The following is a 24,322-nucleotide window of genomic DNA, read 5'->3' as shown; positions in this document are numbered from 1 at the left end:
AAAATGCGGCAGATAATGTAGGCCGGGTAAGGCGCAGCCGCCACCCGGCTTTCTTTTAGCGCTTCTCCCACCCGCTTTCCTGCGCCGTAAACCCTAACGCCTGCATAAACGCCGCCATCACGCCGCGGTCTTCCACGCCCACATCAGCCATCCACCATGAGGTCACGCTCGGGTTTTCGCGGATCACTTCTTCAATTAAATACTGTCCCACACCGCGACGACGGGTGACGTCACGCACGCGCAGCGAGTCCAGCGCTCCCTCTGTACCGCTCAGGGTTACGCGAACCGCTGCCAGCAGGCGTTCGTTAAAACGCGCGGCATAAATGCGGTGGGTCTCATCAACGCGCAGCGACGAAGGGGAATATTCCGGCCAGATCTTGCCCAGGTCGATATGATCCTGGTCGCTAAAGGTCACCAGACGCACGATAGTCAGTTTCATTAGCCACTTGTCCAAATCAGATTGAGTAGGGGCAGTGTACTCAATTTATTCACTCAGCGGCTTCCTCTTTTTATTCTCATTAACCAGGTGATTAGTTTTTTGGCAACGCGTTGGGCAGTTTGAAAACACATGGATCGAAAAATAAGCAGAATTTTAACCTGAACGGTAGTGATTTATTCGGCGCTTTGTACCGTTATTTTATGCTGCAAACTGCACTTTTATTTGTTTATCTCTGCCTGATTTCAGAATATTATCTTTGCTTAATCGCCTGAAAAATAGAGATTTTAGTCTGGTTTTTGACAAAAAACTGCGCTAAACCATTAAAGGCACTGGTAAAAATAGCGTTGTTCATTAAAAGTACAGAATGCTTTTTAACCATAATAAAACAAAATATAAACACGACATCACGAATGGGGATTCAGAGATGAAAAGGAACGCGAAGACGTTAATCGCGGGGATGGTCGCACTGTCGATCTCGCATGCCGCTATGGCAGACGACATTAAAGTTGCGGTAGTGGGCGCGATGTCCGGCCCTGTTGCCCAGTGGGGTGACATGGAGTTCAACGGCGCGCGCCAGGCCATCAAAGACATCAACGCCAAGGGCGGTATCAAAGGCGACAAGCTGGTGGGCGTGGAATATGACGACGCCTGCGATCCTAAACAGGCCGTCGCGGTCGCCAACAAAATCGTCAACGACGGTATTCAGTATGTGATCGGCCACCTGTGCTCATCCTCCACGCAGCCGGCGTCTGATATCTACGAAGACGAAGGCATTCTGATGATCACCCCAGGCGCAACGAACCCGGAACTGACCCAGCGCGGCTACCAGCACATTATGCGTACCGCCGGTCTGGACTCCTCGCAGGGCCCCACCGCCGCCAAATACATCCTCGAGACCGTTAAGCCACAGCGCATTGCCATTATTCATGACAAACAGCAGTACGGCGAAGGCCTGGCGCGCTCCGTGCAGGACGGCCTGAAAAAAGGCGGCGCGAACATCGTCTTCTTCGACGGCATTACCGCCGGTGAGAAAGACTTCTCCGCGCTGATTGCTCGCCTGCAAAAAGAGAATATCGACTTCGTTTACTACGGCGGCTACTACCCGGAGATGGGCCAGATGCTGCGTCAGGCGCGTGCCACCGGTCTGAAAACCCAGTTTATGGGGCCAGAGGGCGTGGGCAATGCCTCCCTGTCAAACATCGCGGGGGATTCTGCCGAAGGCATGCTGGTGACGATGCCAAAACGCTATGACCAGGATCCGGCCAACAAGGCTATCGTGGATGCGCTCAAGGCGCAGAAGAAAGATCCGAGTGGTCCGTACGTCTGGATCACCTACGCGGCCGTACAGTCTCTGGCCACCGCGCTGGATCGCTCCGGCAGCAAAGAACCGCTGGATCTGGTGAAAGATTTAAAAGCACACGGGGCGAACACCGTGATTGGGCCGCTGAACTGGGATGAGAAAGGCGATCTGAAGGGATTTGAGTTTGGTGTCTTTAAGTGGCACGCCGACGGTTCATCCTCGGCCGCCAAATAATTATCCCACCGCCCGGCATGACGGGCGGGTATAAAAAGGTTTGCATATGTCCGAGCAGTTTCTCTATTTCCTGCAGCAGATGTTTAACGGCGTTACGCTGGGAAGCACCTACGCGCTGATCGCCATCGGCTATACGATGGTTTACGGCATTATCGGCATGATCAACTTCGCCCACGGCGAGGTGTACATGATCGGTAGCTACGTCTCCTTTATGATTATCGCCGCCCTGATGATGATGGGCATCGACAGCAGCTGGCTGCTGGTCGCCGCCGGGTTTGTCGGCGCGATCGTGATTGCCAGCGCCTACGGCTGGAGCATTGAACGCGTGGCCTACCGGCCGGTGCGCAGCTCCAAGCGTTTGATTGCGCTTATTTCCGCGATCGGGATGTCGATCTTCCTGCAAAACTACGTCAGCCTGACCGAAGGCTCGCGCGACGTGGCGCTGCCAAGCCTGTTTAACGGCCAGTGGATTGTGGGGGCCAGCGAAAACTTCGCGGCCTCTATCACCACCATGCAGCTGGTTATCTGGGTCGTGACCTTTATTGCGATGCTTGCCCTGACGCTGTTCATCCGCTACTCGCGTATGGGACGCGCCTGCCGCGCCTGCGCGGAAGACCTGAAGATGGCGAGCCTGCTCGGCATCAACACCGACCGCGTGATTGCCCTGACCTTCGTGATTGGCGCCGCGATGGCGGCGGTGGCGGGCGTCCTGCTCGGCCAGTTCTACGGCGTGATCAACCCGTACATCGGCTTTATGGCCGGGATGAAAGCCTTCACCGCGGCGGTTCTGGGCGGTATCGGCAGTATTCCGGGCGCGATGATCGGTGGCCTGATCCTGGGCGTGGCCGAAGCGCTCTCCTCGGCGTACCTGAGCACGGAATATAAAGACGTGGTGTCGTTTGCCCTGCTGATTCTGGTTCTGCTGGTGATGCCTACCGGTATTCTGGGCCGTCCGGAGGTAGAGAAAGTATGAAACCGATGCATTTTGCAATGGCGCTGCTCTCTGCCGCCATGTTCTTCGTGCTGGCCAGCGTCTTTATGGGCGTCCAGCTTGAGCTGAATGGCACCAAACTGGTTGTCGATACCGCAGCTGACATCCGCTGGCAGTGGGTATTTATCGGTACGGCCGTGGTGTTCCTGTTCCAGCTGCTGCGTCCGCTGTTCCAGAAGACGCTGAAAAACGTCTCCGGTCCGAAATTCGTCCTGCCGGCAATCGACGGTTCTACTGTTAAGCAGAAGCTGTTCCTCGTGGCGCTGCTGGTGGCCGCCGTAGCGTGGCCGTTCGTGGTGTCGCGTGGCACCGTGGATATCGCCACTCTGACCATGATCTACGTGATTCTCGGTCTCGGTCTGAACGTGGTCGTGGGGCTCTCGGGCCTGCTGGTGCTGGGCTACGGCGGCTTCTACGCCATCGGCGCCTATACCTTCGCGCTGCTGAACCACTATTACGGTCTCGGCTTCTGGACCTGCCTGCCGCTGGCAGGGCTGGTCTCTGCCGCTGCAGGCTTCCTGCTTGGCTTCCCGGTACTGCGCCTGCGTGGCGACTACCTGGCGATTGTGACCTTAGGCTTCGGTGAAATCGTCCGTATCCTGCTGCTCAACAACACCGAAGTGACCGGCGGCCCGAACGGCATCAGCCAGATCCCGAAACCGACCTTCTTCGGCCTGGAGTTCAGCCGTACCGCCCGCGAAGGCGGCTGGGATACCTTCAGCAACTTCTTCGGCGTGAAGTATGACCCGTCCGACCGCGTGATCTGGCTCTATCTGGTGGCGCTGCTGCTGGTGGTGATTACCCTGTTCGTGATCAACCGCCTGTTGCGCATGCCGCTGGGCCGCGCGTGGGAAGCGCTGCGTGAAGATGAGATCGCCTGCCGCTCCCTGGGCCTGAACCCGACCCGCATCAAGCTGACCGCGTTCACCATCAGCGCCGCGTTTGCCGGTTTCGCCGGAACGCTGTTCGCCGCGCGTCAGGGCTTCGTTAGCCCGGAATCGTTCACCTTCGCCGAATCCGCCTTTGTGCTGGCGATTGTGGTGCTCGGCGGGATGGGCTCGCAGTTCGCCGTTATCCTCGCGGCCATCCTGCTGGTGGTCTCGCGCGAGCTGATGCGCGACTTTAACGAATACAGCATGCTGATGCTGGGTGGTTTGATGGTGCTGATGATGATCTGGCGTCCGCAGGGTCTGCTGCCGATGACCCGTCCACAGCTGAAGCTGAAGAACGGGCAAGCGAAAGGAGAGCAGGCATGAGTCAGCCATTATTATCCGTTAACGGTCTGATGATGCGTTTTGGCGGCCTGCTGGCGGTCAACAACGTGAATCTGGATTTGCACAAGAAAGAGATTGTCTCCCTGATTGGTCCGAACGGCGCAGGGAAAACCACGGTCTTTAACTGTCTGACCGGTTTCTACAAGCCAACGGGCGGCACCATCATGCTGCGCGATCAGCACCTGGAAGGGTTGCCGGGCCAGCAGATCGCCCGCATGGGCGTGGTGCGTACCTTCCAGCACGTTCGTCTGTTCCGCGAGATGACGGTGATTGAGAACCTGCTGGTGGCGCAGCATCAGCAGCTGAAAACCGGGCTGTTCTCCGGCCTGCTTAAAACCCCGGCCTTCCGCCGCGCGCAGGATGAAGCGCTTGACCGCGCCGCCACCTGGCTCGACCGAATTGGCCTGCTGCAGCACGCCAACCGTCAGGCGAGCAACCTGGCCTACGGTGACCAGCGTCGCCTGGAGATCGTGCGCTGCATGGTGACGCAGCCGGAAATCCTGATGCTCGACGAACCGGCGGCAGGGCTCAACCCGAAAGAGACCAAAGAGCTGGACGAGCTGATTGCCGAGCTGCGCGACAGTCACGACACCACCATCCTGCTGATTGAGCACGACATGAAGCTGGTGATGGGCATTTCGGACCGTATCTACGTGGTAAACCAGGGCACGCCGCTGGCAAACGGCACGCCGGAAGAGATCCGCAACAACCCGGACGTGATCCGCGCATACCTTGGTGAGGCATAAGATGGAAAAAGCGATGTTAACGTTCGACAAGGTCAACGCGCACTACGGCAAGATCCAGGCGCTGCACGACGTCAGCCTGCATATCAATCAGGGTGAAATCGTGACCCTGATTGGCGCCAACGGCGCGGGCAAAACCACGCTGCTCGGCACCCTGTGCGGCGACCCGCGCGCCACCAGCGGGCGGATTGTGTTCGATGGTAAAGACATTACCGACTGGCAGACCGCCAGAATCATGCGCGAGGCGGTGGCGATTGTTCCGGAAGGGCGCCGCGTCTTCTCCCGCATGACGGTGGAAGAGAACCTGGCGATGGGCGGGTTCTTCGCTCACCGCGATGAATACCAGACCCGCATCAAGTGGGTATATGAACTCTTCCCGCGCCTGTGGGAGCGCCGCATCCAGCGTGCGGGCACCATGTCCGGCGGTGAGCAGCAGATGCTGGCGATTGGCCGCGCGCTGATGAGCCAGCCGCGCCTGCTGCTGCTGGACGAACCGTCGCTCGGTCTGGCGCCGATCATCATCCAGCAGATTTTCGACACCATCGAGCAGCTGCGCAAAGAGGGGATGACCATCTTCCTCGTCGAGCAGAACGCCAACCAGGCGCTGAAGCTCGCCGATCGTGGCTACGTGCTGGAGAACGGCCGCGTGGTGCTGGAGGATACCGGCGACGCGCTGCTGGCGAACGAAGCGGTGCGGAGCGCGTATCTGGGCGGATAGGTAAAAGCAAAAAGGCAACGCAAGTTGCCTTTTTTAATGTTTTCTCCCTCTCCCCGTGGGAGAGGGTCGGGGTGAGGGCACCAGACCGCACGAGGTAAAAGCAAAAAGGCAACGCAAGTTGCCTTTTTTAATGTTTTTTCCCTCTCCCTGTGGGTGAGGGGCGGGGTGAGAACACCAGACCGCACCTAAACCACACCCCCAGCCCCTTTCACACAACCATCATCCCCCTGACGCCTGGCTGTCACTTATCTGTAAACAAACAGTTATTTTTCTGTAATTCGAGCATGTCATGTTACCTCGCGAGCATAAAACGCGTGATATCGCGCATCCGGCACAATAAGAGAGATGACAATGACATCGTTACGACACACAGCTTTGGGTCTGGCACTGGGTCTGGCTTTTGCGACGAACGCAATGGCTGTCACCACCATTCCGTTCTGGCATTCCATGGAAGGGGAGTTGGGTAAAGAAGTTGACTCCCTGGCGCAGCGTTTCAACGACACCCATCCGGATTACAAAATTGTGCCGGTGTACAAAGGCAACTACGAGCAGAGCCTGAGCGCGGGCATCGCCGCCTTCCGTACGGGTAACGCACCGGCCCTGTTACAGGTTTATGAAGTGGGTACCGCCACCATGATGGCCTCTAAAGCCATCAAACCGGTGTATGAAGTGTTCAAAGAAGCGGGCATCAACTTCGACGAGTCGCAGTTCGTGCCGACCGTAGCGGGTTACTACACCGATTCCAAAACCGGCCACCTGCTGTCTCAGCCGTTTAACAGCTCCACGCCGGTGCTGTACTACAACAAAGACGCCTTCAAAAAAGCCGGTTTAGACCCGGAGCAGCCGCCAAAAACCTGGCAGGACCTGGCGGAGTACACCGCGAAGCTGAAGGCGGCGGGGATGAAGTGCGGCTACGCCAGCGGCTGGCAGGGCTGGATCCAGATTGAAAACTTCAGCGCCTGGCACGGTCTGCCGGTTGCGACCAAAAACAACGGCTTCGACGGCACCGATGCGGTCCTGGAGTTCAACAAGCCTGAGCAGGTGAAGCATATCGCGCTGCTTGCCGATCTGAACAAGAAGGGCGACTTCAGCTACTTCGGACGTAAAGACGAATCCACCGAGAAGTTCTACAACGGCGACTGCGCCATTACCACCGCCTCTTCCGGCTCGCTGGCGGATATCCGTCACTACGCCAAATTCAACTACGGCGTGGGCATGATGCCGTACGACGCTGACGTGAAGGGCGCGCCGCAGAACGCCATCATCGGCGGGGCGAGCCTGTGGGTGATGCAGGGTAAAGACAAGGGCACCTACAAAGGCGTAGCCGAATTCCTCGACTTCCTGGCCAAGCCTGAAAACGCCGCCGAATGGCATCAGAAGACCGGCTACCTGCCGATCACCAAAGCCGCGTACGACCTGACCCGCGAGCAGGGCTTCTACAGCAAGAACCCAGGGGCGGACATTGCGACGCGTCAGATGCTGAACAAGCCGCCGTTGCCGTTCACCAAAGGCCTGCGTCTGGGCAACATGCCGCAGATCCGCACCATCGTGGATGAAGAGCTGGAAAGCGTGTGGACCGGGAAGAAAACGCCACAGCAGGCGCTGGACTCTGCGGTAGAGCGCGGGAATCAGCTGCTGCGCCGCTTTGAGCAGTCGACCAAATCGTAATTCAAACCTGCCCCTCACCCTAACCCTCTCCCATAGGGGAGAGGGGACTGCGCGGAGCCGTCTTTTCTCCCTCGCCCCTTTGGGGAGAGGGCCGGGGTGAGGGGTGAATACCTACAGAGCAAACCTATGTCATCATCCCGTCCGGTGTTCCGTTCCCGCTGGCTGCCCTATCTTCTGGTCGCGCCGCAGCTGGTCATCACCGTTATCTTCTTTATCTGGCCTGCGGGCGAAGCGTTGTGGTACTCGGTACAAAGCGTCGACCCGTTCGGGCTTTCCAGCCAGTTTGTTGGCCTGGACAACTTTACCGCACTGTTCCACGACAGCTACTACCTGGACTCCTTCTGGACGACGATGAAGTTCAGCGCGCTGGTGACCGTCAGCGGTCTGGTTGCCTCGCTGTTTTTCGCCGCGTTGGTGGACTACGTGGTGCGCGGCAGCCGTATTTATCAAACCCTGATGCTGCTGCCTTACGCCGTGGCTCCCGCCGTCGCCGCCGTACTGTGGATCTTCCTGTTTAACCCCGGTCGCGGGTTGATTACCCACTTCCTGGCCGAGTTCGGCTACGACTGGAACCACGCCCAGAACAGCGGTCAGGCCATGTTCCTGGTGGTGTTCGCCTCGGTGTGGAAGCAGATCAGCTACAACTTCCTGTTCTTCTTTGCCGCGCTGCAGTCCATTCCGCGCTCGCTGGTGGAAGCCGCGGCGATTGACGGCGCAGGGCCCATTCGTCGTTTCTTCAGGCTGTCGCTGCCGCTGATCGCCCCGGTGAGTTTCTTCCTGCTGGTGGTTAACCTCGTGTACGCCTTCTTCGACACCTTCCCGGTGATCGACGCGGCGACCGCAGGCGGCCCGGTGCAGGCGACCACCACGCTGATTTACAAAATCTACCGCGAAGGCTTTGCGGGGCTGGATCTCTCCGCCTCCGCCGCGCAGTCGGTCGTGCTGATGTTCCTCGTCATCATCCTCACGGTGGTGCAGTTCCGCTATGTCGAAAGTAAGGTGCGCTACCAATGATTGAGAACCGTCGCGGGCTGACGATTTTCAGCCATACCATGCTGATTTTAGGGATTATCGTCATCCTCTTCCCGCTGTACGTGGCGTTTGTCGCCGCCACGCTGGACACCAAAGCGGTGTTCGACACGCCGATGACGCTGATCCCCGGCGGGCATCTGTTCGAGAACATGAAGACCATCTGGACTCAGGGCGTGGGCGCCAACAGCGCGCCGTTCTGGCTGATGATGCTCAACAGCTTCATCATGGCGTTTGGCATTACGGTCGGCAAAATTACGGTGTCGATGCTTTCGGCCTTCGCCATCGTCTGGTTCCGCTTTCCGCTGCGTAACCTCTTCTTCTGGATGATTTTTATCACCCTGATGCTGCCGGTAGAGGTGCGTATCTTCCCGACGGTAGAAGTGATTGCCAACCTGAAGCTGCTCGACAGCTACGCGGGCTTAACCCTGCCGCTGATGGCCTCGGCGACCGCCACCTTCCTGTTCCGCCAGTTCTTTATGACCCTGCCGGACGAGCTGATTGAAGCGGCGCGCATCGACGGCGCGTCGCCGATGCGCTTCTTCAGGGACATCGTGCTGCCGCTGTCGAAAACCAACCTTGCGGCGCTGTTTGTGATCACCTTTATCTACGGCTGGAACCAGTACCTGTGGCCGCTGCTGATTATTCAGGACGTTAACCTCGGCACCGCCGTGGCGGGCATCAAAGGCATGATCGCCACCGGCGAAGGCACCACGCTCTGGAACCAGGTGATGGCGGCGATGCTGCTCACCCTTATCCCACCCGTAGTCATTGTTTTAGCCATGCAGCGCGCGTTTGTCCGCGGCCTGGTCGATAGCGAGAAATAAGATGGCAGGTTTAAAACTTCAGGCAGTAACCAAAAGCTGGGATGGCAAAACCCAGGTGATTCAGCCGCTGACGCTCGACGTGGCGGACGGAGAATTCATCGTGATGGTCGGCCCGTCCGGCTGTGGCAAATCCACCCTGCTGCGCATGGTGGCGGGGCTGGAGCGCGTGACCTCCGGGGATATCTGGATTGACCGTCAGCGCGTCACCGAGATGGAGCCGAAAGACAGAGGCATCGCAATGGTGTTCCAGAACTACGCCCTCTATCCGCACATGAGCGTGGAAGAGAACATGGCCTGGGGGCTGAAAATCCGCGGCATGGGCAAAGGCCATATCGACGAGCGCGTGAAAGAAGCGGCGCGCATTCTCGAGCTGGACGGACTGCTGAAGCGCCGCCCGCGCGAGCTTTCCGGCGGCCAGCGCCAGCGCGTGGCGATGGGGCGCGCCATCGTGCGCGATCCGGCGGTATTCCTGTTCGACGAGCCGCTGTCTAACCTCGACGCCAAGCTGCGCGTGCAGATGCGTCTTGAGCTGCAGCAGCTGCACCGTCGCCTGAACACCACCTCCCTGTATGTGACCCACGATCAGGTCGAAGCCATGACCCTCGCCCAGCGCGTGATGGTGATGAACAAAGGCATCGCCGAACAGATTGGCACTCCGGTGGAAGTGTACGAGAAACCGGCCACCCGCTTTGTGGCGAGCTTTATCGGCAGCCCGGCAATGAACCTGCTGGAAGGGCGTATCAGCAGCGCGGGCACGCATTTTGAGCTGGAAAGCGGGATGGCGTTGCCGATCAACTGGTACTATCGTGGCTACGCCGGGCGTAAGATGACGCTCGGTATCCGCCCGGAACATATTGGTTTAACCTCTCAGGCGGACGGCGGCGTGCCGCTGGTGATGGACACGCTGGAGATGTTGGGTGCAGATAACCTGGCGCACGGGCGCTGGGGCGAGCAAAAAATGGTGGTGCGCCTGGCACATCAGGAGCGTCCGAAAGCAGGCAGCACGCTGTGGCTGCACCTGCCGGAAAACCATCTGCACCTGTTTGACGGTGAAACAGGACAACGAGTATGAGCAACTGGCCTTATCCCCACGTCGTCGCCCACCGGGGCGGCGGTAAGCTGGCGCCGGAGAACACCCTGGCGGCGATTGACGTCGGCGCGCACTACGGTCACACGATGATCGAGTTCGACGCCAAGCTGTCGAAAGACGGCGAAATTTTCCTGCTGCATGACGATAACCTCGAACGCACCAGCAACGGCTGGGGCGTGGCGGGCGAGCTGCCGTGGCGCGATCTGCTGAAGGTGGACGCCGGAAGCTGGTACAGCGGCGAATTTAAAGGCGAACCGCTGCCGCTGCTGGCGGAAGTGGCCGATCGCTGTCGCCAGCACGGCATGATGGCCAATATCGAAATCAAACCGACCACCGGCACCGGGCCGCTGACGGGCAAAGTGATTGCCCTGGCCGCGCGCGAGCTGTGGGAAGGGATGACCGCTCCGCTGCTGTCATCATTTGAAATCGATGCGCTGGAGGCCGCACAGGCGGCCGTGCCGGAGCTGCCGCGCGGGCTGCTGCTTGACGAGTGGCGCGAGGACTGGCGCGAGCTGACGGCACGCTTAGCGTGCGTTTCTATCCATCTCAACCACAGGCTGCTGGATGAGGCGCGGGTGAAGATGCTGAAGGACGCGGGCCTGCATATTCTGGTCTACACGGTTAACAAACCCCAGCGCGCAGCCGAACTGCTGCGCTGGGGCGTGGACAGCATCTGTACCGATGCAATCGACCTGATCGGCCCGGACTTTAGTTCTGCGGATTAAGCATACTGCCATTCGACTGCGGCGGCAGCATGTGCTGCTGTCCGCTGCCTGACGACGTCATTCCTCCTAACATCCCGCCGTTTTTATTAGGCAGCGGCTGCTCGCGCACCTGCCCCTGCTGCACGCGCTGGGTGTTGGCGTTCATCTGATTTTGCAGGCTTTGCTGCTGCATCTGGGTCTGCGTTTTAAGCTGCTGATTAAGCATCCCTTTCTGCTGCTGTTGCTGGCTCATCATCTCTGTCTGCATACGCTGCTGGCTCGGGATAACGTAACCCTGCTGGTTCGGGTTGTTCAGGGTGTTGAGTGGCTGTGCGAGCGCGGCAAACGGGATCAGCGCCGTAAGGATCCATAAGCGTTTCATTGTCATTTCCTCCTTTTGAGGTCTCTCTTAAGTTTACCCCGATTTCACCATGACGATGATTTTTTAGGAGTTGTGAACCAGGCTTAAGCGGGGAATATGGATCCCTTCACCTGGAGAACAATAATGATGAAACCAACGTTTTTGCGCTGGGTCGCCATCGCCGCGCTGATGGCAGGCGGTACATTTAGCGTGGCGGCCAACCCGCCAGCGGCGCCTCCGGTCTCTTACGGCGTGGAGGAAGATGTTTTTCATCCCGTGCGGGCAACCCATGGCATGGTGGCGTCAGTGGATGCGCTGGCAACAAAAGTGGGCGTCGATATTCTCAGGCAGGGCGGTAACGCGGTGGATGCAGCGGTCGCCGTCGGCTATGCGCTGGCGGTGACGCATCCGCAGGCGGGGAACCTGGGCGGCGGCGGCTTTATGATGCTGCGCACTAAAGACGGCAAAACCACCGCCATCGATTTCCGCGAAATGGCGCCTTCTCAGGCGTCCCGCGATATGTTCCTCGACGATCAGGGTAACCCTGACAGCAAAAAATCCCTGACTTCGCACCTCGCTACCGGCACGCCGGGCACCGTTGCGGGCTTCTCGCTGGCGCTGGAAAAATACGGCACGATGCCGCTAAACAAGGTGGTGCAGCCTGCGATCAAGCTGGCGCGCGACGGCTTTGTGGTAAACGATGCGCTGGCGGACGATCTCAAGACCTACGGCAGCGAAGTCATTCCGAATCACGAAAACAGCAAGGCCATCTTCTGGAAAGACGGTGAGCCCCTGAAGAAGGGCGATAGGCTGGTGCAGAAGAACCTCGCCAAAAGCCTGGAGCTGATTGCTGAGCACGGTCCGGATGCCTTCTACAAAGGGGCAATTGCCGACCAGATTGCCGAAGAGATGCAGAAGAACGGCGGGCTCATCACCAAAGCGGATCTGGCGGAATACAAGGCGGTGGAGCGCGAGCCGATTAGCGGTACCTATCGCGGATATGAGGTCTTCTCCATGCCGCCGCCGTCCTCCGGCGGGATCCACATCGTGCAGATCCTCAATATTCTCGAAAACTTCGATATGCACAAGTTCGGCTTCGGCAGCGCGGACGCCATGCAGGTGATGGCGGAAGCGGAAAAACGCGCCTACGCCGACCGGTCGGAATATCTCGGCGATCCGGATTTCGTGAAGGTGCCGTGGCAGGCGCTGACCAACAAGGCGTATGCCAAATCCATTGCCGATCAGATCGACATCAACAAGGCTAAACCGTCGAGCGAGATTCGCCCCGGCAAGCTGGCGCCGTACGAAAGCAACCAGACCACCCACTTCTCGGTGGTGGATAAAGACGGTAACGCGGTGGCGGTGACGTACACGCTCAACACCACCTTCGGCACCGGGATTGTGGCGGGCAACAGCGGTATTCTGCTGAACAACGAGATGGATGACTTCTCTGCCAAACCGGGCGTGCCGAACGTCTACGGGCTGGTGGGCGGCGATGCGAATGCAGTAGGGCCTAAGAAACGTCCGCTGTCTTCTATGTCGCCCACCATTGTCGTGAAAGACGGGAAAACCTGGCTGGTGACCGGCAGCCCTGGCGGGAGCCGTATTATCACTACCGTGCTGCAGATGGTGGTGAACAGCATCGACTTTGGGATGAACGTCGCCGAAGCGACCAACGCACCGCGTTTCCATCACCAGTGGCTGCCGGACGAGCTGCGCGTGGAGAAGGGCTTTAGCCCGGACACCATCAAGCTGCTTGAACAGCGCGGGCAGAAGGTGGCGGTGAAGGAGGCGATGGGCAGCACCCAGAGCATTATGGTCGGGCCGGACGGGGCGCTGTTTGGCGCGTCGGATCCGCGGTCGGTGGATGATTTGTCGGCGGGGTATTGATGGTTTGCCGGGTGGCGGCTTCGCCTTACCCGGCCTACGTTTTTCATTCCCTCTCCCTGTGGGAGAGGGTTAAGGTGAGGGCAACAAACTACTTCATTCTCGCCATATAATACGCATCCACATACTCGCCGTTGCGCAGGGCATAGCGTTTGCCGGTGCCTTCAATTTCGAACCCGTGTTTTTTGTACACCGCAATCGCCGGTTCGTTATCGACAAATACCGTCAGCTCAATGCGGTCAACGCGCAGCCAGTTATCGCACATATCAATCATGGTGCGCATCAGAGCGCTGGCAACGCCCCGGTTTTGCCACTGCGCGCCGACACAAATCCCAAAATCAGCCACATGGCTGCGGCGCGGGCGTTGCGCGACGACGATGCACAGATGGCCGGCGACATGACCGTCTATGCAGGCGACGAGCTGCTTGATGCCGGGCTGGTCGGATAGCCGTTCTTGCCACATTTGCTCAGAGGGATGAGGAACCTGTAGTGTGTTGTGGTACACCTCCGGCTGGGCGTGGATCTGACGAATGGCGTCATAATCTTTCGGTTCCGCATGGCGTATCACTATCTCACTCATTCCTTATTCCTCAGTCAGTTAAACGTCCCTTTCAACATCAATGACTTTAAAATTTGAGTCAACCGCTATTTTTTGCAAAAAGTATTGGACAAGTGCGAATGAGAATGATTATTATTGCTCTGCATTCAGGAAGACCGCTACGGGAACCTGAAAGCACGACATTGCTCACATTGCTTCCAGTATTACTTTAGCCAGCTTTTAGCTGGCTTTTTTTTTGTTATGGTTAGACTCAGTAACCTTCCAAAAGGACTGAGCCATGACACTACATTGCGCATTTATTGGATTTGGTAAAAGTACGACCCGCTACCACCTGCCGTATGTTCTCAACCGTAAAGACAGCTGGCACGTCGCGCACATCTTCCGCCGCCGCGCGAAGCCGGAAGAGCAATCCCCGCAGTATTCCCATATCCATTTCACCAGCGATCTTGATGAAGTGCTTAACGACCCGCTGGTCAAACTGGTTGTTGTCTGCACCCATGCCGACAGCCATTTTGACTATGCGAAACGCGCGCTGGAAGCGGGCAAAAACGTGCTGGTGGAAAAACCGTTCACCCCGACCATCGCCGAAGCAAAAGAGCTGTTCGCGCTGGCGAAAAGTAAAGGCCTGACCGTCACGCCGTATCAGAACCGTCGCTTTGACAGCTGCTTCCTGACGGCGAAAAAGGCGATTGAAAGCGGCAAGCTGGGCGACATTGTGGAAATCGAAAGCCACTTCGATTACTACCGTCCGGTGGCGGAAACCCAACCAGGCCTGCCGCAGGACGGCTCGTTCTATGGTCTGGGCGTGCATACGATGGACCAGATCATCTCCCTGTTTGGCCGACCAGACCACGTGGCGTATGACATCCGCAGCCTGCGTAACAAAGCCAACCCGGACGACACCTTTGAAGCGCAGCTGTTCTACGGCGACCTGAAGGCCATCGTCAAAACCAGCCATCTGGTGAAAATCGACTATCCGAAATTTATCGTTCACGGCACCAAAGGATCGTTCATTAAGTACGGCATCGACCAGCAGGAGACCAGCCTGAAGGCCAACATCATGCCGGGTGAACCGGGCTTTGCGGCGGATAATTCCGTGGGCGTGCTGGAGTATGTGAACGATGAGGGCGTAACGGTCAGGGAAGAGCTGAAACCGGAAATTGGCGACTATGGCCGCGTCTACGATGCGCTGTATGAAACTCTCACAACTAGCGCGCCGAATTACGTCAAGGAATCTGACGTTCTGACCAACCTGGAAATCCTCGAGCGGGCCTTTGAGCAGGCTTCTCCTGCCACGGTAACCCTCGCGAAATAAGCAAAAACGGCTCCTCTGCGCTTGTTCATAATTTTTGAACAGAGGAGTCAATTTTCACCCTCTATGATCCCAGGCGGTTTGCGTCCACACTTACTCCATCGAAACGAACTGAGGGTGAAACAATGATCTACTTACGCAAAGCAAACGAACGTGGTCACGCGAATCATGGCTGGCTGGACTCATGGCATTCATTCTCGTTTGCCGACTACTACGACCCGAACTTCATGGGCTTCTCCGCACTGCGCGTGATTAACGACGACGTGATTGATGCAGGCCAGGGCTTCGGTACCCACCCGCACAAGGACATGGAAATCCTGACCTATGTGCTGGAAGGGGCGGTGGAACACCAGGACAGCATGGGCAACAAAGAGCAGGTTCCGGCGGGCGAGTTCCAGATTATGAGTGCGGGTACCGGGGTGCGTCACTCCGAGTACAACCCGAGCAAAACGGAAAAACTGCACCTGTATCAAATCTGGATCATTCCAGAAGAGACCGGCATCACGCCGCGCTACGAGCAGCGCCGCTTCGACGCGAAACAGGGCAAACAGCTGGTGCTGTCCCCGGATGCGCGTGAAGGTTCCCTGAAGGTGCATCAGGATATGGAGCTGTACCGCTGGGCGCTGGCGAAAGACGAACAGTCTGTGCACCAGATTGCCGCCAACCGCCGCGTCTGGATCCAGGTGGTGAAAGGTGAAGTGTCTATCAACGGCACCAAAGCGACAACCGCCGATGGCCTCGCCGTCTGGGATGAGCAGGCGCTCTCCGTGCATGCCGACAGCGAAAGTGAAATTCTGCTGTTTGACCTGCCGCCGGTCTAATAAATCATAAATAAATGCCCATCCTTCCCTTTGACAGGGGAAGGATGGGCTTTGTCCGTGATAAACTGAGCAAATCTCTCACTTCAAGATTTCTCAGGACGATGAAAAAGAAACGCCCCGTACTTCAGGATGTCGCCGATCGCGTCGGTGTGACCAAAATGACGGTCAGCCGTTTTTTACGTAACCCGGAACAGGTTTCCGTGGCGTTGCGTGGCAAGATTGCCGCGGCCCTTGATGAACTGGGTTATATCCCCAACCGCGCGCCCGATATTCTCTCCAATGCGACCAGCCGTGCGGTGGGCGTCCTGCTTCCTTCCCTGACCAACCAGGTTTTCGCCGAAGTTTTGCGCGGCATTGAAAGCGTCACCGATGCTTTTGGCTATCAAACCATGCTCGCCCACTACGGGTACAAGCCGGAACTGGAAGAGGAACGTCTTGAATCGATGCTTTCCTGGAACATCGACGGCCTGATTTTAACGGAACGTACCCACACTGCCCGCACGCTCAAAATGATTGAAGTGGCCGGTATCCCGGTGGTGGAGCTGATGGACAGCCAGTCGCCGTGCCTCGACATCGCCGTGGGGTTCGATAACTTCGAAGCGGCGCGCCAGATGACGGCGGCCATCATCGCCCGTGGGCATCGTCATATCGCCTATCTGGGTGCGCGTCTTGATGAACGTACTATCATCAAACAGAAGGGATACGAGCAGGCGATGCTCGACGCGAACCTAACCCCGTACAGCGTGATGGTGGAGCAGTCCTCTTCCTATACGTCGGGTATTGAGCTGATGCGTCAGGCACGACGCGAGTATCCGCAACTGGACGGTATTTTCTGCACCAACGATGACCTTGCGGTCGGCGCGGCGTTTGAGTGCCAGCGTCTGGGGCTCAAGATCCCGGATGATATGGCAATTGCCGGTTTCCACGGCCACGACATTGGCCAGGTGATGGAGCCGCGTCTGGCGAGCGTCCTGACCCCGCGTGAACGTATGGGCCGCATTGGCGCAGAACGCCTGCTGGCGCGCATTCGTGGCGAGACGGTTACCCCAAAAATGTTAGATTTAGGTTTCACCTTGTCACCGGGTGGATCTATTTGAACTGACAAATTTGAAGTAGCTCACACTTATTCACTTCGCGCACGTTTGGATATTGCTTCTCTTTTGCCCCGGCAGGACAATGTTACCGATAACTGTTACCCGTAACAATTGACTGAGGGACACCCTTTGAGCACGACTAATCACGATCACCACGTCTACGTCCTGATGGGCGTTTCCGGTAGCGGGAAATCAGCCGTAGCCAGCGAAGTGGCGCATCAACTCCAGGCAGCGTTCCTTGATGGCGACTTCCTCCATCCGCGCAGCAACATCATGAAAATGGCCTCAGGCGAGCCGCTGAACGACGACGACCGCAAACCGTGGTTGCAGGCGCTGAATGACGCCGCGTTCGCCATGCAGCGTACCAACAAAGTCTCCCTGATTGTCTGCTCTGCGCTGAAAAAAACCTACCGCGACCTGCTGCGCGATGGCAACCCGAACCTCTCTTTCATCTACCTGAAAGGGGACTTCGAGGTGATTGAAAGCCGCCTGAAGGCGCGTAAAGGTCACTTCTTCAAAACCCAGATGCTGGTGACGCAGTTCGAAGCGCTGCAGGAGCCGGGTGAAGATGAGAAAGACGTCTTAGTGGTTGATATCGATCAGTCACTGGAAGGTGTTGTTGCCAGCACCATCGAGGTCATTAATAAAAGGCAGTAAGTTTTGAGTACATTAACGCTAGTTTTGACAGCAGTGGGTTCCGTGTTGCTGCTGCTGTTTTTAGTGATGAAGGCGCGTATGCACGCTTTTGTCGCTTTGATGGTGGTTTCTATAGGTGCAGGTCTCTTTTCCGGTATGCCGCTCGACAAGATCGCCGCGACGATGGAAAAAGGGATGGGAGGCACGCTGGGCTTCCTGGCGATTGTGGTCGCCCTTGGCGCGATGTTTGGCAAGATTTTGCACGAGACGGGCGCGGTCGACCAGATTGCCGTCAAGATGCTGAAATCCTTTGGCCACAGCCGCGCGCACTACGCGATTGGTCTGGCTGGCCTGATTTGCGCGCTGCCGCTGTTCTTCGAAGTGGCCGTTGTGCTGCTGATAAGCGTCGCGTTCTCCATGGCGCGCCATACCGGCACTAACCTCGTGAAGCTGGTTATTCCGCTGTTTGCGGGCGTGGCGGCGGCCGCAGCGTTTCTGCTGCCGGGGCCTGCGCCGATGCTGCTGGCGTCCCAGATGCACGCTGACTTTGGCTGGATGATCCTGATTGGTCTGTGCGCGGCAATCCCGGGGATGATTATTGCCGGTCCGCTGTGGGGCAACTTCATCAGCCGTTACGTTGAGCTGCATATTCCGGACGACATCACCGAGCCGCACCTGGGCGAGGGCAAAATGCCGTCCTTCGGCTTCAGCCTGTCGCTGATCCTGCTCCCGCTGGTTCTCGTGGGTCTGAAAACCATCGCCGCGCGCTTTGTGCCGGTAGGTTCCAGCGCCTACGAATGGTTCGAGTTCATCGGCCACCCGTTCACGGCGATCCTGGTGGCCTGTCTGGTGGCGATTTACGGCCTGGCGATGCGTCAGGGAATGCCAAAAGACCGGGTGATGGAGATCTGCGGTGCCGCGCTGCAGCCTGCGGGTATTATCCTGCTGGTGATCGGCGCTGGCGGCGTGTTCAAGCAGGTGCTGGTGGATTCCGGCGTGGGTCCGGCTCTGGGCGAAGCGCTGACCGGGATGGGCCTGCCGATTGCGGTCACCTGCTTCGTGCTGGCTGCGGCGGTGCGTATCATCCAGGGTTCCGCAACCGTGGCGTGCTTAACCGCCGTGGGTCTGGTGATGCCGGTGATTGAACAGCTGAACTATTCCGGTGCGCAGATGGCGGCGCTGTCTATTTGTATCGCGGGCGGTTCGATTGTGGTCTCTCACGTTAACGACGCGGGCTTCTGGCTGTTCGGTAAATTTACCGGCGCCACCGAAGCGCAAACCCTGAAAACCTGGACGCTGATGGAAACCATCCTTGGCACGACGGGCGCCATTGTCGGGATGATTGCTTTCACACTGCTGAGCTGAATGCGGTGATTTAACAAGGCTCAAAAATAAGGCCCGGTAGCGTTAACGCTTACCGGGCCTTTATATTATGCAGAACGCCAGGCCGGGTCAGGTGAAACCACCAACCCGGCTTTTTCACATCACTCGCCCTGCGTCGCGCTCTCGATCGTCAAACGCACATCCGACGTAATGAGTTCGGCCAGCATCTGGTACACCTTCAGCGTCTCTTCCGGCTCGGCATCTCCCGTATCGCTGATGTAGCCTTCATCACGCAGCGTCAGGACCAGAGAGCTGAAGACCGCTTTGTCGAAGAACTCCGGGGCGTTAATGCCGTGCAGAACGGACAGGCGCTGTGCCAGCGTCCGGCTCTCTTTCTCCAGCGTGCCGCGGTTGATAGACGGGTTCGCACTCAGCAGCCAGAACGTAATGGCGTAGCGCTGCAGCGTTTCGCGCGCACCGGCCGCAAGCAGTTGCAGGGTTCGGGAACGCGACGGATTGATGTGCAGCTCGTCGTTTGAGACGGTGATCAGCCCCTGACGACGCAGCTCTTCCGTCAGTTTGTCCAGTTCGCCCGCCAGCTCGTCTTTGCTCCAGCGCAGGAACAGCTCCGCTTTCAGCATCGGATAGAGCGTCTCAACGTGACGCAATAGCTCCTGACGCGAAATACGGCGATGCTGGGTGATGATAGCCGCCATGAGTGACGGCAGCATCAGCATATGGGTGATGTTGTTGCGGTAGTAGGTCATCAGCACTGCCTGCTCGCGCGGCAGAATAATGATGTCGCCGATCGTGTCCTTTTCGACTTCAAACTTGTTCATCTGCAGCGCGTGATCGATAAGCTCACTGGCGGTAGCAGAAGGCACGGTTGAATCAACGGAATACGGCACGTTGCGCATCATGTCCAGATAGCAATCCAGCTGCTCCGTGAGCTGTTCGCGGGTCAGCGAGCGCTGACGCGAAGCCAGAAGCGCCGTACAGCACAGGTTCATGGCGTTAGCCGCACCGGCGTTGTTAATACGCACCATCAACTCGGACGCGATGCCGTTGACCGTTGGCGTCAGCCAGGCCGGACGAATCGCTTCGATAGGATCGATGGATTCACGCCACTCGGGAACGTGATGGTTCAGATACGTCATCAGCGGCATCGGTTCGCCGAAGTTCACGTAGCCCTGACCGAGATTGCGTAGCTTGCTCAAGCCGCGAAGCATCTGCGGCAGGCTCTCTTTCTCTTTGGTCGCACCGCGCAGCTCTTTGGCGTACGTGCCCACTTCCATCACGTGCTCATAGCCAATGTAGATTGGCACCAGCGTGATTGGACGGGTTCCTCCGCGCAGCATCGCCTGAATGGTCATCGACAGCGTGCCGGTCTTCGGATCGAGCAGACGTCCGGTACGGGAACGACCGCCCTCCACGAAGTACTCCACGGAATAGCCGCGGCTGAACAGCTCGCCCAGATATTCGCGGAACACGGTGGAGTAGAGCTTGTTGCCCTTGAAGGTGCGACGGATAAAGAACGCGCCCAGGCGGCGGAAAATCGGACCTGCTGGCCAGAAATTCAGGTTGATACCGGCAGCAATGTGCGGCGGTACCAGCCCCTGGTGATAGAGCACGTAGGAAAGAAGCAGGTAGTCCATGTGGCTGCGGTGGCAGGGAACATAGACAATCTCATGGCCATCGTGCGCCAGCTGACGCACACGTTCAGCATTATGAACGTTGATGCCCTGATACAGGCGGTTCCAGGTAAAGCCGAGAATACGATCGGACAGGCGAATCATCTCGTAAGAGAAGTTCGCTGCAATCTCTTCCATCAGCGCAATGGCGTTCTGCTGGGCTTTCTCATGCGATATTTTCTTGCTGCGCGCTTCGTCTTCAACGGCGCGGGCAATCGCTTTGGAGGCCAAAAGCTTGTTGAACAGATCCTGACGCGCCGGGAGACGCGGCCCTACGGCAGCGAGGCGCTGGCGGGCGAAGTGCATACGCGCCACGCGCGCCAGTTTTTGCGCGATGATCTTGTCGGTACCGTGCTCGTCCGCCATTCGACGCAGCGAAACGGAAGGGGAGAAACGCACAAAGCTGTCGCGTCCCAGCCAGGAGACCGCGAAGAACTTCTGGATGCCGTTAAGCATGCGCAGCGGCGGATTCTCTTCACCTTTTTCACGGCCCGGACGACGACCAAACATCACCGATACCGGCACCATCTGCACATCCAGATCGGGGTTGCTGCGGTGCAGGTCAAGATAGTCGTGGAACAGCTTGATGGACTCTTCTTTTGGCGTGTAGTAGGTAAACACGCGCGGTCCACCGTGAATGAACACGTAGCGCGGCAGCAGCGTACCGTCAACTTCAAGCGGTTCAAGCGGGTCCGGTAAGTCATGCGCCAGACACTGGGCGCGAAGCGTCAGTAAGTCTGCCTTCGAGTTATAAGGCAAAACGTACATAATAGGACGCGAGGTATCGAGCCCCAATTCCAGCGCGGGTTCTGCTGGGATAGACTTGCTTTTTACCAGGATGCTTAATGGTAAATTAAGTAATTTGTAGTAAATTCGTGGCCAGCCGGACATAAACGATGTAAAGCCTCTGGTTAATAATGCAATTGCGGCGCAAGGATAACAGAAAGCGCGCAAAATTTCTGTTGTTACCCGTCATACTTCAGGCTGTAGCGAAACGCGCTACAGTTCCTGTTACTGACGCTTTTTTTCATAAAAGGTTCTTTTAATGGCCAATAATACCACTGGGTTAACGCGTATCATCAAAGCCGCCGGCTATTCATGGAAAGGTTTCCGTGCCGCGTGGATCAACGAAGCCGCCTTTCGCCAGGAGGGCGTCGCCGCTATCATCGCGGTGATCATCGCCTCTTTCCTTGATGTTGATGCTATTACCCGCGTACTTCTTATCGGTTCCGTGCTTCTGGTGATGATAGTGGAAATTCTTAATAGCGCTATTGAGGCCGTTGTTGATCGCATTGGTTCAGATTTCCACGAGCTTTCTGGCCGCGCAAAAGACATGGGCTCTGCTGCCGTGTTGCTGGCGATTATCACTGCCGTTATCACCTGGGTCACGCTGCTTTGGTCACATTTCCGATGAGCCTCGAGGAATAATTAAGTCCCTGGTTTTTTGTGCAGTTTTTGGTTCCAAAATCGCCTTTGACTGTATATACTCACAGCATAACTGTATATACACCCAGGGGGCGGAATGAAAGCGTTAACGACCAGGCAGCAAGAGGTGTTTGATCTCATCCGGGATCATATCGGCCAGACGGGTATGCCACCCACGCGTGCGGAAATCGCGCAGCGTCTGGGCTTCCGTTCTCCGAATGCTGCCGAAGAACACCTGAAAGCGCTGGCGCGTAAAGGCGTGATTGAGATTGTTTCAGGCGCGTCACGCGGTATCCGCCTGCTGGTGGAAGAAGAGACGGGCATTCCGCTGATAGGCCGTGTTGCCGCCGGTGAGCCTTTACTGGCACAGCAACATATTGAAGGCCACTACCAGGTCGATCCTGGCATGTTCAAACCGAGCGCAGATTTCCTGCTGCGCGTTAGCGGTATGTCGATGAAAGACATCGGTATTCTTGATGGCGATCTGCTTGCGGTGCACAAAACGCAGGATGTGCGTAACGGCCAGGTAGTTGTCGCGCGCATTGATGATGAAGTTACCGTCAAGCGTCTGAAAAAACAGGGTAACACCGTTCAGCTGCTGCCTGAAAACAACGAATTCTCCCCGATTGTGGTCGACCTCCGCGAACACAACTTCTCTATCGAAGGACTGGCGGTTGGGGTCATTCGCAACGGTGAATGGCTGTAACCTCTTCCTGACAGGCTATGGCGCCGCTGTAGCCTGCTTCATTCTCCACTCCCGGTATTTTTCATGTCACTGCTGACGGAATCAGATAAGGCATTGTGGCGTCTCGCTCTGCCGATGATTTTCTCCAATATCACCGTGCCCTTGCTGGGGCTGGTCGATACTGCCGTTATTGGTCATCTTGATTCGCCTGTTTATCTTGGCGGCGTGGCGATTGGCGCGACGGCAACCAGCTTCCTGTTTATGCTGCTGCTCTTTTTGCGCATGAGCACCACCGGGCTCACGGCACAGGCTTATGGTGCAAAAGATCCGCTGCGTCTGGCGCGCGCGCTGGTCCAGCCGCTGATCCTTGCGCTTGGCGCGGGAGTGTTAATCGTTTTATTACGTACGCCCCTGATCGACCTTGCGCTCCATGTTGTCGGCGGCAGCGAGGCGGTACTGGCTCAGGCGCGTCGTTTCCTTGAAATTCGCTGGCTCAGCGCGCCCGCCTCGCTGGCAAACCTGGTTCTGCTGGGGTGGCTACTGGGCGTGCAGTACGCCCGTGCGCCAGTGATTTTGCTGGTGGCAGGCAACCTTCTCAACATTGTGCTGGATGTCTGGCTGGTAATGGGCCTGCATATGAACGTGCGGGGCGCGGCGCTGGCGACGGCGATTGCCGAGTACGGAACCTTTATTATTGGCCTGTGGATGGTCTGGCGCGTGCTGGCGATGCGCGGCATCTCTCTGGCGCTGCTCAAAACCGCATGGCGCGGCAATATCCGTAAGCTGCTGGCACTTAATCGTGACATCATGCTGCGCTCGCTGCTGCTTCAGCTCTGCTTCGGCGCGCTGACGGTTTTCGGGGCCCGACTGGGGCCAGAAATCGTCGCGGTCAACGCGGTATTGATGACGCTGCTGACCTTTACCGCCTACGCGCTGGACGGATTTGCCTATGCGGTAGAAGCGCATTCCGGGCAGGCATACGGCGCGCGCGAAAGCGGGCAGCTTAGGGACGTCTGGTGGGCAGCCTGCCGCCAGTCTGGGCTGGTGGCGCTGGCGTTTGGCCTGGTTTACGCCTGCTTTGGTGAGCAAATCGTCGCGTTGCTTACGTCTCTTCCTGCGCTGCGCGAGCTGGCGAGTCACTATCTCATCTGGCAAGTCATCTTACCGGTGGTCGGCGTCTGGTGTTATCTGCTGGACGGCATGTTCATTGGTGCGACGCGCGGAGCGGAAATGCGTAACAGCATGGCGGTCGCGGCGGCCGGGTTTGGTCTGACGCTGCTGACGCTTCCCTGGCTGGGTAATCACGGTTTGTGGCTGGCCCTGGCCGTTTTCCTCTCGCTGCGAGGGATATCGCTGGCTTTTATCTGGCACCGCCACTGGCAAAACGATACCTGGTTCCCTTCACGTAACGATATATCGTGACGGTTAAAGATTCCGAATATGAAATCAACTGCCGAATCCTTAACTACAATAATTATCACGTCCAGCAGAAAAGAACGTAACGGACGTTA

The 24,322-nt window shown here is 57.5% G+C and carries 23 protein-coding genes; 19 read left to right on the top strand and 4 right to left on the bottom strand.

The features are described from left to right. Positions 1-55: 55 nt before the first annotated feature. The gene (gene panM / locus USF70_RS18785; RefSeq protein WP_023334145.1) at positions 56-439 is read right to left on the bottom strand and encodes an aspartate 1-decarboxylase autocleavage activator PanM; all 384 of its coding nucleotides are present in this window, start codon (positions 437-439) and stop codon (positions 56-58) included. Positions 440-863: 424 nt separating this feature from the next. Here panM and livK point away from each other — a divergent pair, with 424 nt between their 5' ends. The 10 genes from livK to ugpQ all read left to right on the top strand — a co-directional run bounded on the left by livK (position 864) and on the right by ugpQ (position 11,038). After that, positions 864-1,973 (top strand): high-affinity branched-chain amino acid ABC transporter substrate-binding protein LivK, encoded by a 1,110-nt coding sequence (gene livK, locus USF70_RS18780; RefSeq protein WP_039264148.1) that lies wholly within the window; start codon positions 864-866, stop codon positions 1,971-1,973. Positions 1,974-2,019: 46 nt separating this feature from the next. Next, positions 2,020-2,946, top strand: coding sequence for a high-affinity branched-chain amino acid ABC transporter permease LivH (gene livH / locus USF70_RS18775; RefSeq protein WP_008500099.1), 927 nt, complete (start codon positions 2,020-2,022; stop codon positions 2,944-2,946). Further along, on the top strand, positions 2,943-4,220 hold the full coding sequence (livM, locus tag USF70_RS18770; protein ID WP_023310023.1) for a branched chain amino acid ABC transporter permease LivM: 1,278 nt from the start codon (positions 2,943-2,945) through the stop codon (positions 4,218-4,220). Before livH ends, livM begins: the two co-directional genes overlap by 4 nt. Continuing rightward, the gene (gene livG / locus USF70_RS18765; protein ID WP_023310024.1) at positions 4,217-4,984 is read left to right on the top strand and encodes a high-affinity branched-chain amino acid ABC transporter ATP-binding protein LivG; all 768 of its coding nucleotides are present in this window, start codon (positions 4,217-4,219) and stop codon (positions 4,982-4,984) included. The genes livM and livG overlap by 4 nt, the downstream gene beginning before the upstream one ends. A gap of 1 nt (position 4,985) precedes the next feature. Continuing rightward, positions 4,986-5,699: a high-affinity branched-chain amino acid ABC transporter ATP-binding protein LivF gene (gene livF / locus USF70_RS18760; RefSeq protein WP_008500102.1), complete on the top strand. Its 714-nt coding sequence runs from the start codon at positions 4,986-4,988 to the stop codon at positions 5,697-5,699. A gap of 351 nt (positions 5,700-6,050) precedes the next feature. Continuing rightward, positions 6,051-7,367: a sn-glycerol-3-phosphate ABC transporter substrate-binding protein UgpB gene (gene ugpB / locus USF70_RS18755; RefSeq protein ID WP_023310025.1), complete on the top strand. Its 1,317-nt coding sequence runs from the start codon at positions 6,051-6,053 to the stop codon at positions 7,365-7,367. 126 nt (positions 7,368-7,493) lie between these two features. Continuing rightward, on the top strand, positions 7,494-8,381 hold the full coding sequence (ugpA, locus tag USF70_RS18750) for a sn-glycerol-3-phosphate ABC transporter permease UgpA (protein WP_033144396.1): 888 nt from the start codon (positions 7,494-7,496) through the stop codon (positions 8,379-8,381). Beyond that, positions 8,378-9,223, top strand: coding sequence for a sn-glycerol-3-phosphate ABC transporter permease UgpE (ugpE, locus tag USF70_RS18745; protein ID WP_033144397.1), 846 nt, complete (start codon positions 8,378-8,380; stop codon positions 9,221-9,223). The genes ugpA and ugpE overlap by 4 nt, the downstream gene beginning before the upstream one ends. Position 9,224: 1 nt before the next feature. Beyond that, on the top strand, positions 9,225-10,295 hold the full coding sequence (locus USF70_RS18740; protein WP_064672996.1) for a sn-glycerol-3-phosphate import ATP-binding protein UgpC: 1,071 nt from the start codon (positions 9,225-9,227) through the stop codon (positions 10,293-10,295). Beyond that, a complete protein-coding gene (gene ugpQ / locus USF70_RS18735; RefSeq protein ID WP_320735901.1) occupies positions 10,292-11,038 on the top strand; it encodes a glycerophosphodiester phosphodiesterase in 747 nt (248 codons plus the stop codon). Before USF70_RS18740 ends, ugpQ begins: the two co-directional genes overlap by 4 nt. Here ugpQ and USF70_RS18730 read toward each other — a convergent pair. Next, the gene (locus USF70_RS18730; RefSeq protein WP_045888353.1) at positions 11,022-11,399 is read right to left on the bottom strand and encodes a DUF2756 family protein; all 378 of its coding nucleotides are present in this window, start codon (positions 11,397-11,399) and stop codon (positions 11,022-11,024) included. The genes ugpQ and USF70_RS18730 overlap by 17 nt on opposite strands. Positions 11,400-11,522: 123 nt before the next feature. On the opposite strand from USF70_RS18730, the gene ggt reads away from it, so the two are divergent. Then, a complete protein-coding gene (gene ggt / locus USF70_RS18725; protein WP_073001667.1) occupies positions 11,523-13,268 on the top strand; it encodes a gamma-glutamyltransferase in 1,746 nt (581 codons plus the stop codon). Positions 13,269-13,356: 88 nt separating this feature from the next. Here the strand turns inward: ggt and yhhY are convergent, their stop codons facing one another. Next, positions 13,357-13,845, bottom strand: coding sequence for an N-acetyltransferase (gene yhhY, locus USF70_RS18720; RefSeq protein WP_045143059.1), 489 nt, complete (start codon positions 13,843-13,845; stop codon positions 13,357-13,359). A gap of 256 nt (positions 13,846-14,101) precedes the next feature. Between yhhY and USF70_RS18715 the strand changes: the two genes are divergently transcribed. The 5 genes from USF70_RS18715 to gntU all read left to right on the top strand — a co-directional run bounded on the left by USF70_RS18715 (position 14,102) and on the right by gntU (position 19,052). Further along, positions 14,102-15,139 carry an oxidoreductase gene (locus tag USF70_RS18715; RefSeq protein WP_320735900.1) on the top strand — a complete coding sequence of 346 codons (1,038 nt, stop codon included), beginning with the start codon at positions 14,102-14,104 and terminating at the stop codon, positions 15,137-15,139. A 122-nt stretch (positions 15,140-15,261) separates the two neighbouring features. Further along, on the top strand, positions 15,262-15,957 hold the full coding sequence (locus USF70_RS18710; RefSeq protein ID WP_003861565.1) for a pirin family protein: 696 nt from the start codon (positions 15,262-15,264) through the stop codon (positions 15,955-15,957). Positions 15,958-16,058: 101 nt separating this feature from the next. Next, the gene (gene gntR, locus USF70_RS18705) at positions 16,059-17,054 is read left to right on the top strand and encodes a gluconate operon transcriptional repressor GntR (RefSeq protein ID WP_021242747.1); all 996 of its coding nucleotides are present in this window, start codon (positions 16,059-16,061) and stop codon (positions 17,052-17,054) included. 126 nt (positions 17,055-17,180) lie between these two features. Next, positions 17,181-17,708 (top strand): gluconokinase, encoded by a 528-nt coding sequence (gntK, locus tag USF70_RS18700; protein WP_008503362.1) that lies wholly within the window; start codon positions 17,181-17,183, stop codon positions 17,706-17,708. A gap of 3 nt (positions 17,709-17,711) precedes the next feature. Then, complete coding sequence (gene gntU / locus USF70_RS18695; protein WP_010436459.1) at positions 17,712-19,052, top strand: gluconate transporter; 1,341 nt, start codon at positions 17,712-17,714, stop codon at positions 19,050-19,052. Positions 19,053-19,171: 119 nt separating this feature from the next. Here the strand turns inward: gntU and plsB are convergent, their stop codons facing one another. Next, complete coding sequence (gene plsB / locus USF70_RS18690) at positions 19,172-21,592, bottom strand: glycerol-3-phosphate 1-O-acyltransferase PlsB (protein WP_033144402.1); 2,421 nt, start codon at positions 21,590-21,592, stop codon at positions 19,172-19,174. A 154-nt stretch (positions 21,593-21,746) separates the two neighbouring features. On the opposite strand from plsB, the gene USF70_RS18685 reads away from it, so the two are divergent. The 3 genes from USF70_RS18685 (at position 21,747) to dinF (ending at position 24,233) form a co-directional block, all read left to right on the top strand. Next, on the top strand, positions 21,747-22,115 hold the full coding sequence (locus tag USF70_RS18685; RefSeq protein WP_048980859.1) for a diacylglycerol kinase: 369 nt from the start codon (positions 21,747-21,749) through the stop codon (positions 22,113-22,115). Positions 22,116-22,223: 108 nt separating this feature from the next. Next, positions 22,224-22,832: a transcriptional repressor LexA gene (gene lexA / locus USF70_RS18680; RefSeq protein WP_023310039.1), complete on the top strand. Its 609-nt coding sequence runs from the start codon at positions 22,224-22,226 to the stop codon at positions 22,830-22,832. 63 nt (positions 22,833-22,895) lie between these two features. Then, a complete protein-coding gene (gene dinF, locus USF70_RS18675) occupies positions 22,896-24,233 on the top strand; it encodes an MATE family efflux transporter DinF (RefSeq protein ID WP_232938902.1) in 1,338 nt (445 codons plus the stop codon). The last annotated feature ends 89 nt before the right edge of the window (positions 24,234-24,322 follow it).

The organism is Enterobacter sp. 237C8, from assembly GCF_034106865.1.
In the GTDB taxonomy this organism is placed as follows: Bacteria; Pseudomonadota; Gammaproteobacteria; order Enterobacterales; family Enterobacteriaceae; genus Enterobacter; species Enterobacter asburiae_B.
This window is presented reverse-complemented; position numbering and strand designations above follow the sequence as displayed.

Excerpts from the sequence above, each read along its gene's own strand:
- panM (WP_023334145.1), bottom strand. The coding sequence starts at position 439 with ATGAAACTGACTATCGTGCGTCTGGTGACCTTTAGCGACCAGGATCAT.
- livK (WP_039264148.1), top strand. The coding sequence starts at position 864 with ATGAAAAGGAACGCGAAGACGTTAATCGCGGGGATGGTCGCACTGTCG.
- livH (WP_008500099.1), top strand. The coding sequence starts at position 2,020 with ATGTCCGAGCAGTTTCTCTATTTCCTGCAGCAGATGTTTAACGGCGTT.
- livM (WP_023310023.1), top strand. The coding sequence starts at position 2,943 with ATGAAACCGATGCATTTTGCAATGGCGCTGCTCTCTGCCGCCATGTTC.
- livG (WP_023310024.1), top strand. The coding sequence starts at position 4,217 with ATGAGTCAGCCATTATTATCCGTTAACGGTCTGATGATGCGTTTTGGC.
- livF (WP_008500102.1), top strand. The coding sequence starts at position 4,986 with ATGGAAAAAGCGATGTTAACGTTCGACAAGGTCAACGCGCACTACGGC.
- ugpB (WP_023310025.1), top strand. The coding sequence starts at position 6,051 with ATGACATCGTTACGACACACAGCTTTGGGTCTGGCACTGGGTCTGGCT.
- ugpA (WP_033144396.1), top strand. The coding sequence starts at position 7,494 with ATGTCATCATCCCGTCCGGTGTTCCGTTCCCGCTGGCTGCCCTATCTT.
- ugpE (WP_033144397.1), top strand. The coding sequence starts at position 8,378 with ATGATTGAGAACCGTCGCGGGCTGACGATTTTCAGCCATACCATGCTG.
- USF70_RS18740 (WP_064672996.1), top strand. The coding sequence starts at position 9,225 with ATGGCAGGTTTAAAACTTCAGGCAGTAACCAAAAGCTGGGATGGCAAA.
- ugpQ (WP_320735901.1), top strand. The coding sequence starts at position 10,292 with ATGAGCAACTGGCCTTATCCCCACGTCGTCGCCCACCGGGGCGGCGGT.
- USF70_RS18730 (WP_045888353.1), bottom strand. The coding sequence starts at position 11,399 with ATGAAACGCTTATGGATCCTTACGGCGCTGATCCCGTTTGCCGCGCTC.
- ggt (WP_073001667.1), top strand. The coding sequence starts at position 11,523 with ATGATGAAACCAACGTTTTTGCGCTGGGTCGCCATCGCCGCGCTGATG.
- yhhY (WP_045143059.1), bottom strand. The coding sequence starts at position 13,845 with ATGAGTGAGATAGTGATACGCCATGCGGAACCGAAAGATTATGACGCC.
- USF70_RS18715 (WP_320735900.1), top strand. The coding sequence starts at position 14,102 with ATGACACTACATTGCGCATTTATTGGATTTGGTAAAAGTACGACCCGC.
- USF70_RS18710 (WP_003861565.1), top strand. The coding sequence starts at position 15,262 with ATGATCTACTTACGCAAAGCAAACGAACGTGGTCACGCGAATCATGGC.
- gntR (WP_021242747.1), top strand. The coding sequence starts at position 16,059 with ATGAAAAAGAAACGCCCCGTACTTCAGGATGTCGCCGATCGCGTCGGT.
- plsB (WP_033144402.1), bottom strand. The coding sequence starts at position 21,592 with ATGTCCGGCTGGCCACGAATTTACTACAAATTACTTAATTTACCATTA.
- USF70_RS18685 (WP_048980859.1), top strand. The coding sequence starts at position 21,747 with ATGGCCAATAATACCACTGGGTTAACGCGTATCATCAAAGCCGCCGGC.
- lexA (WP_023310039.1), top strand. The coding sequence starts at position 22,224 with ATGAAAGCGTTAACGACCAGGCAGCAAGAGGTGTTTGATCTCATCCGG.
- dinF (WP_232938902.1), top strand. The coding sequence starts at position 22,896 with ATGTCACTGCTGACGGAATCAGATAAGGCATTGTGGCGTCTCGCTCTG.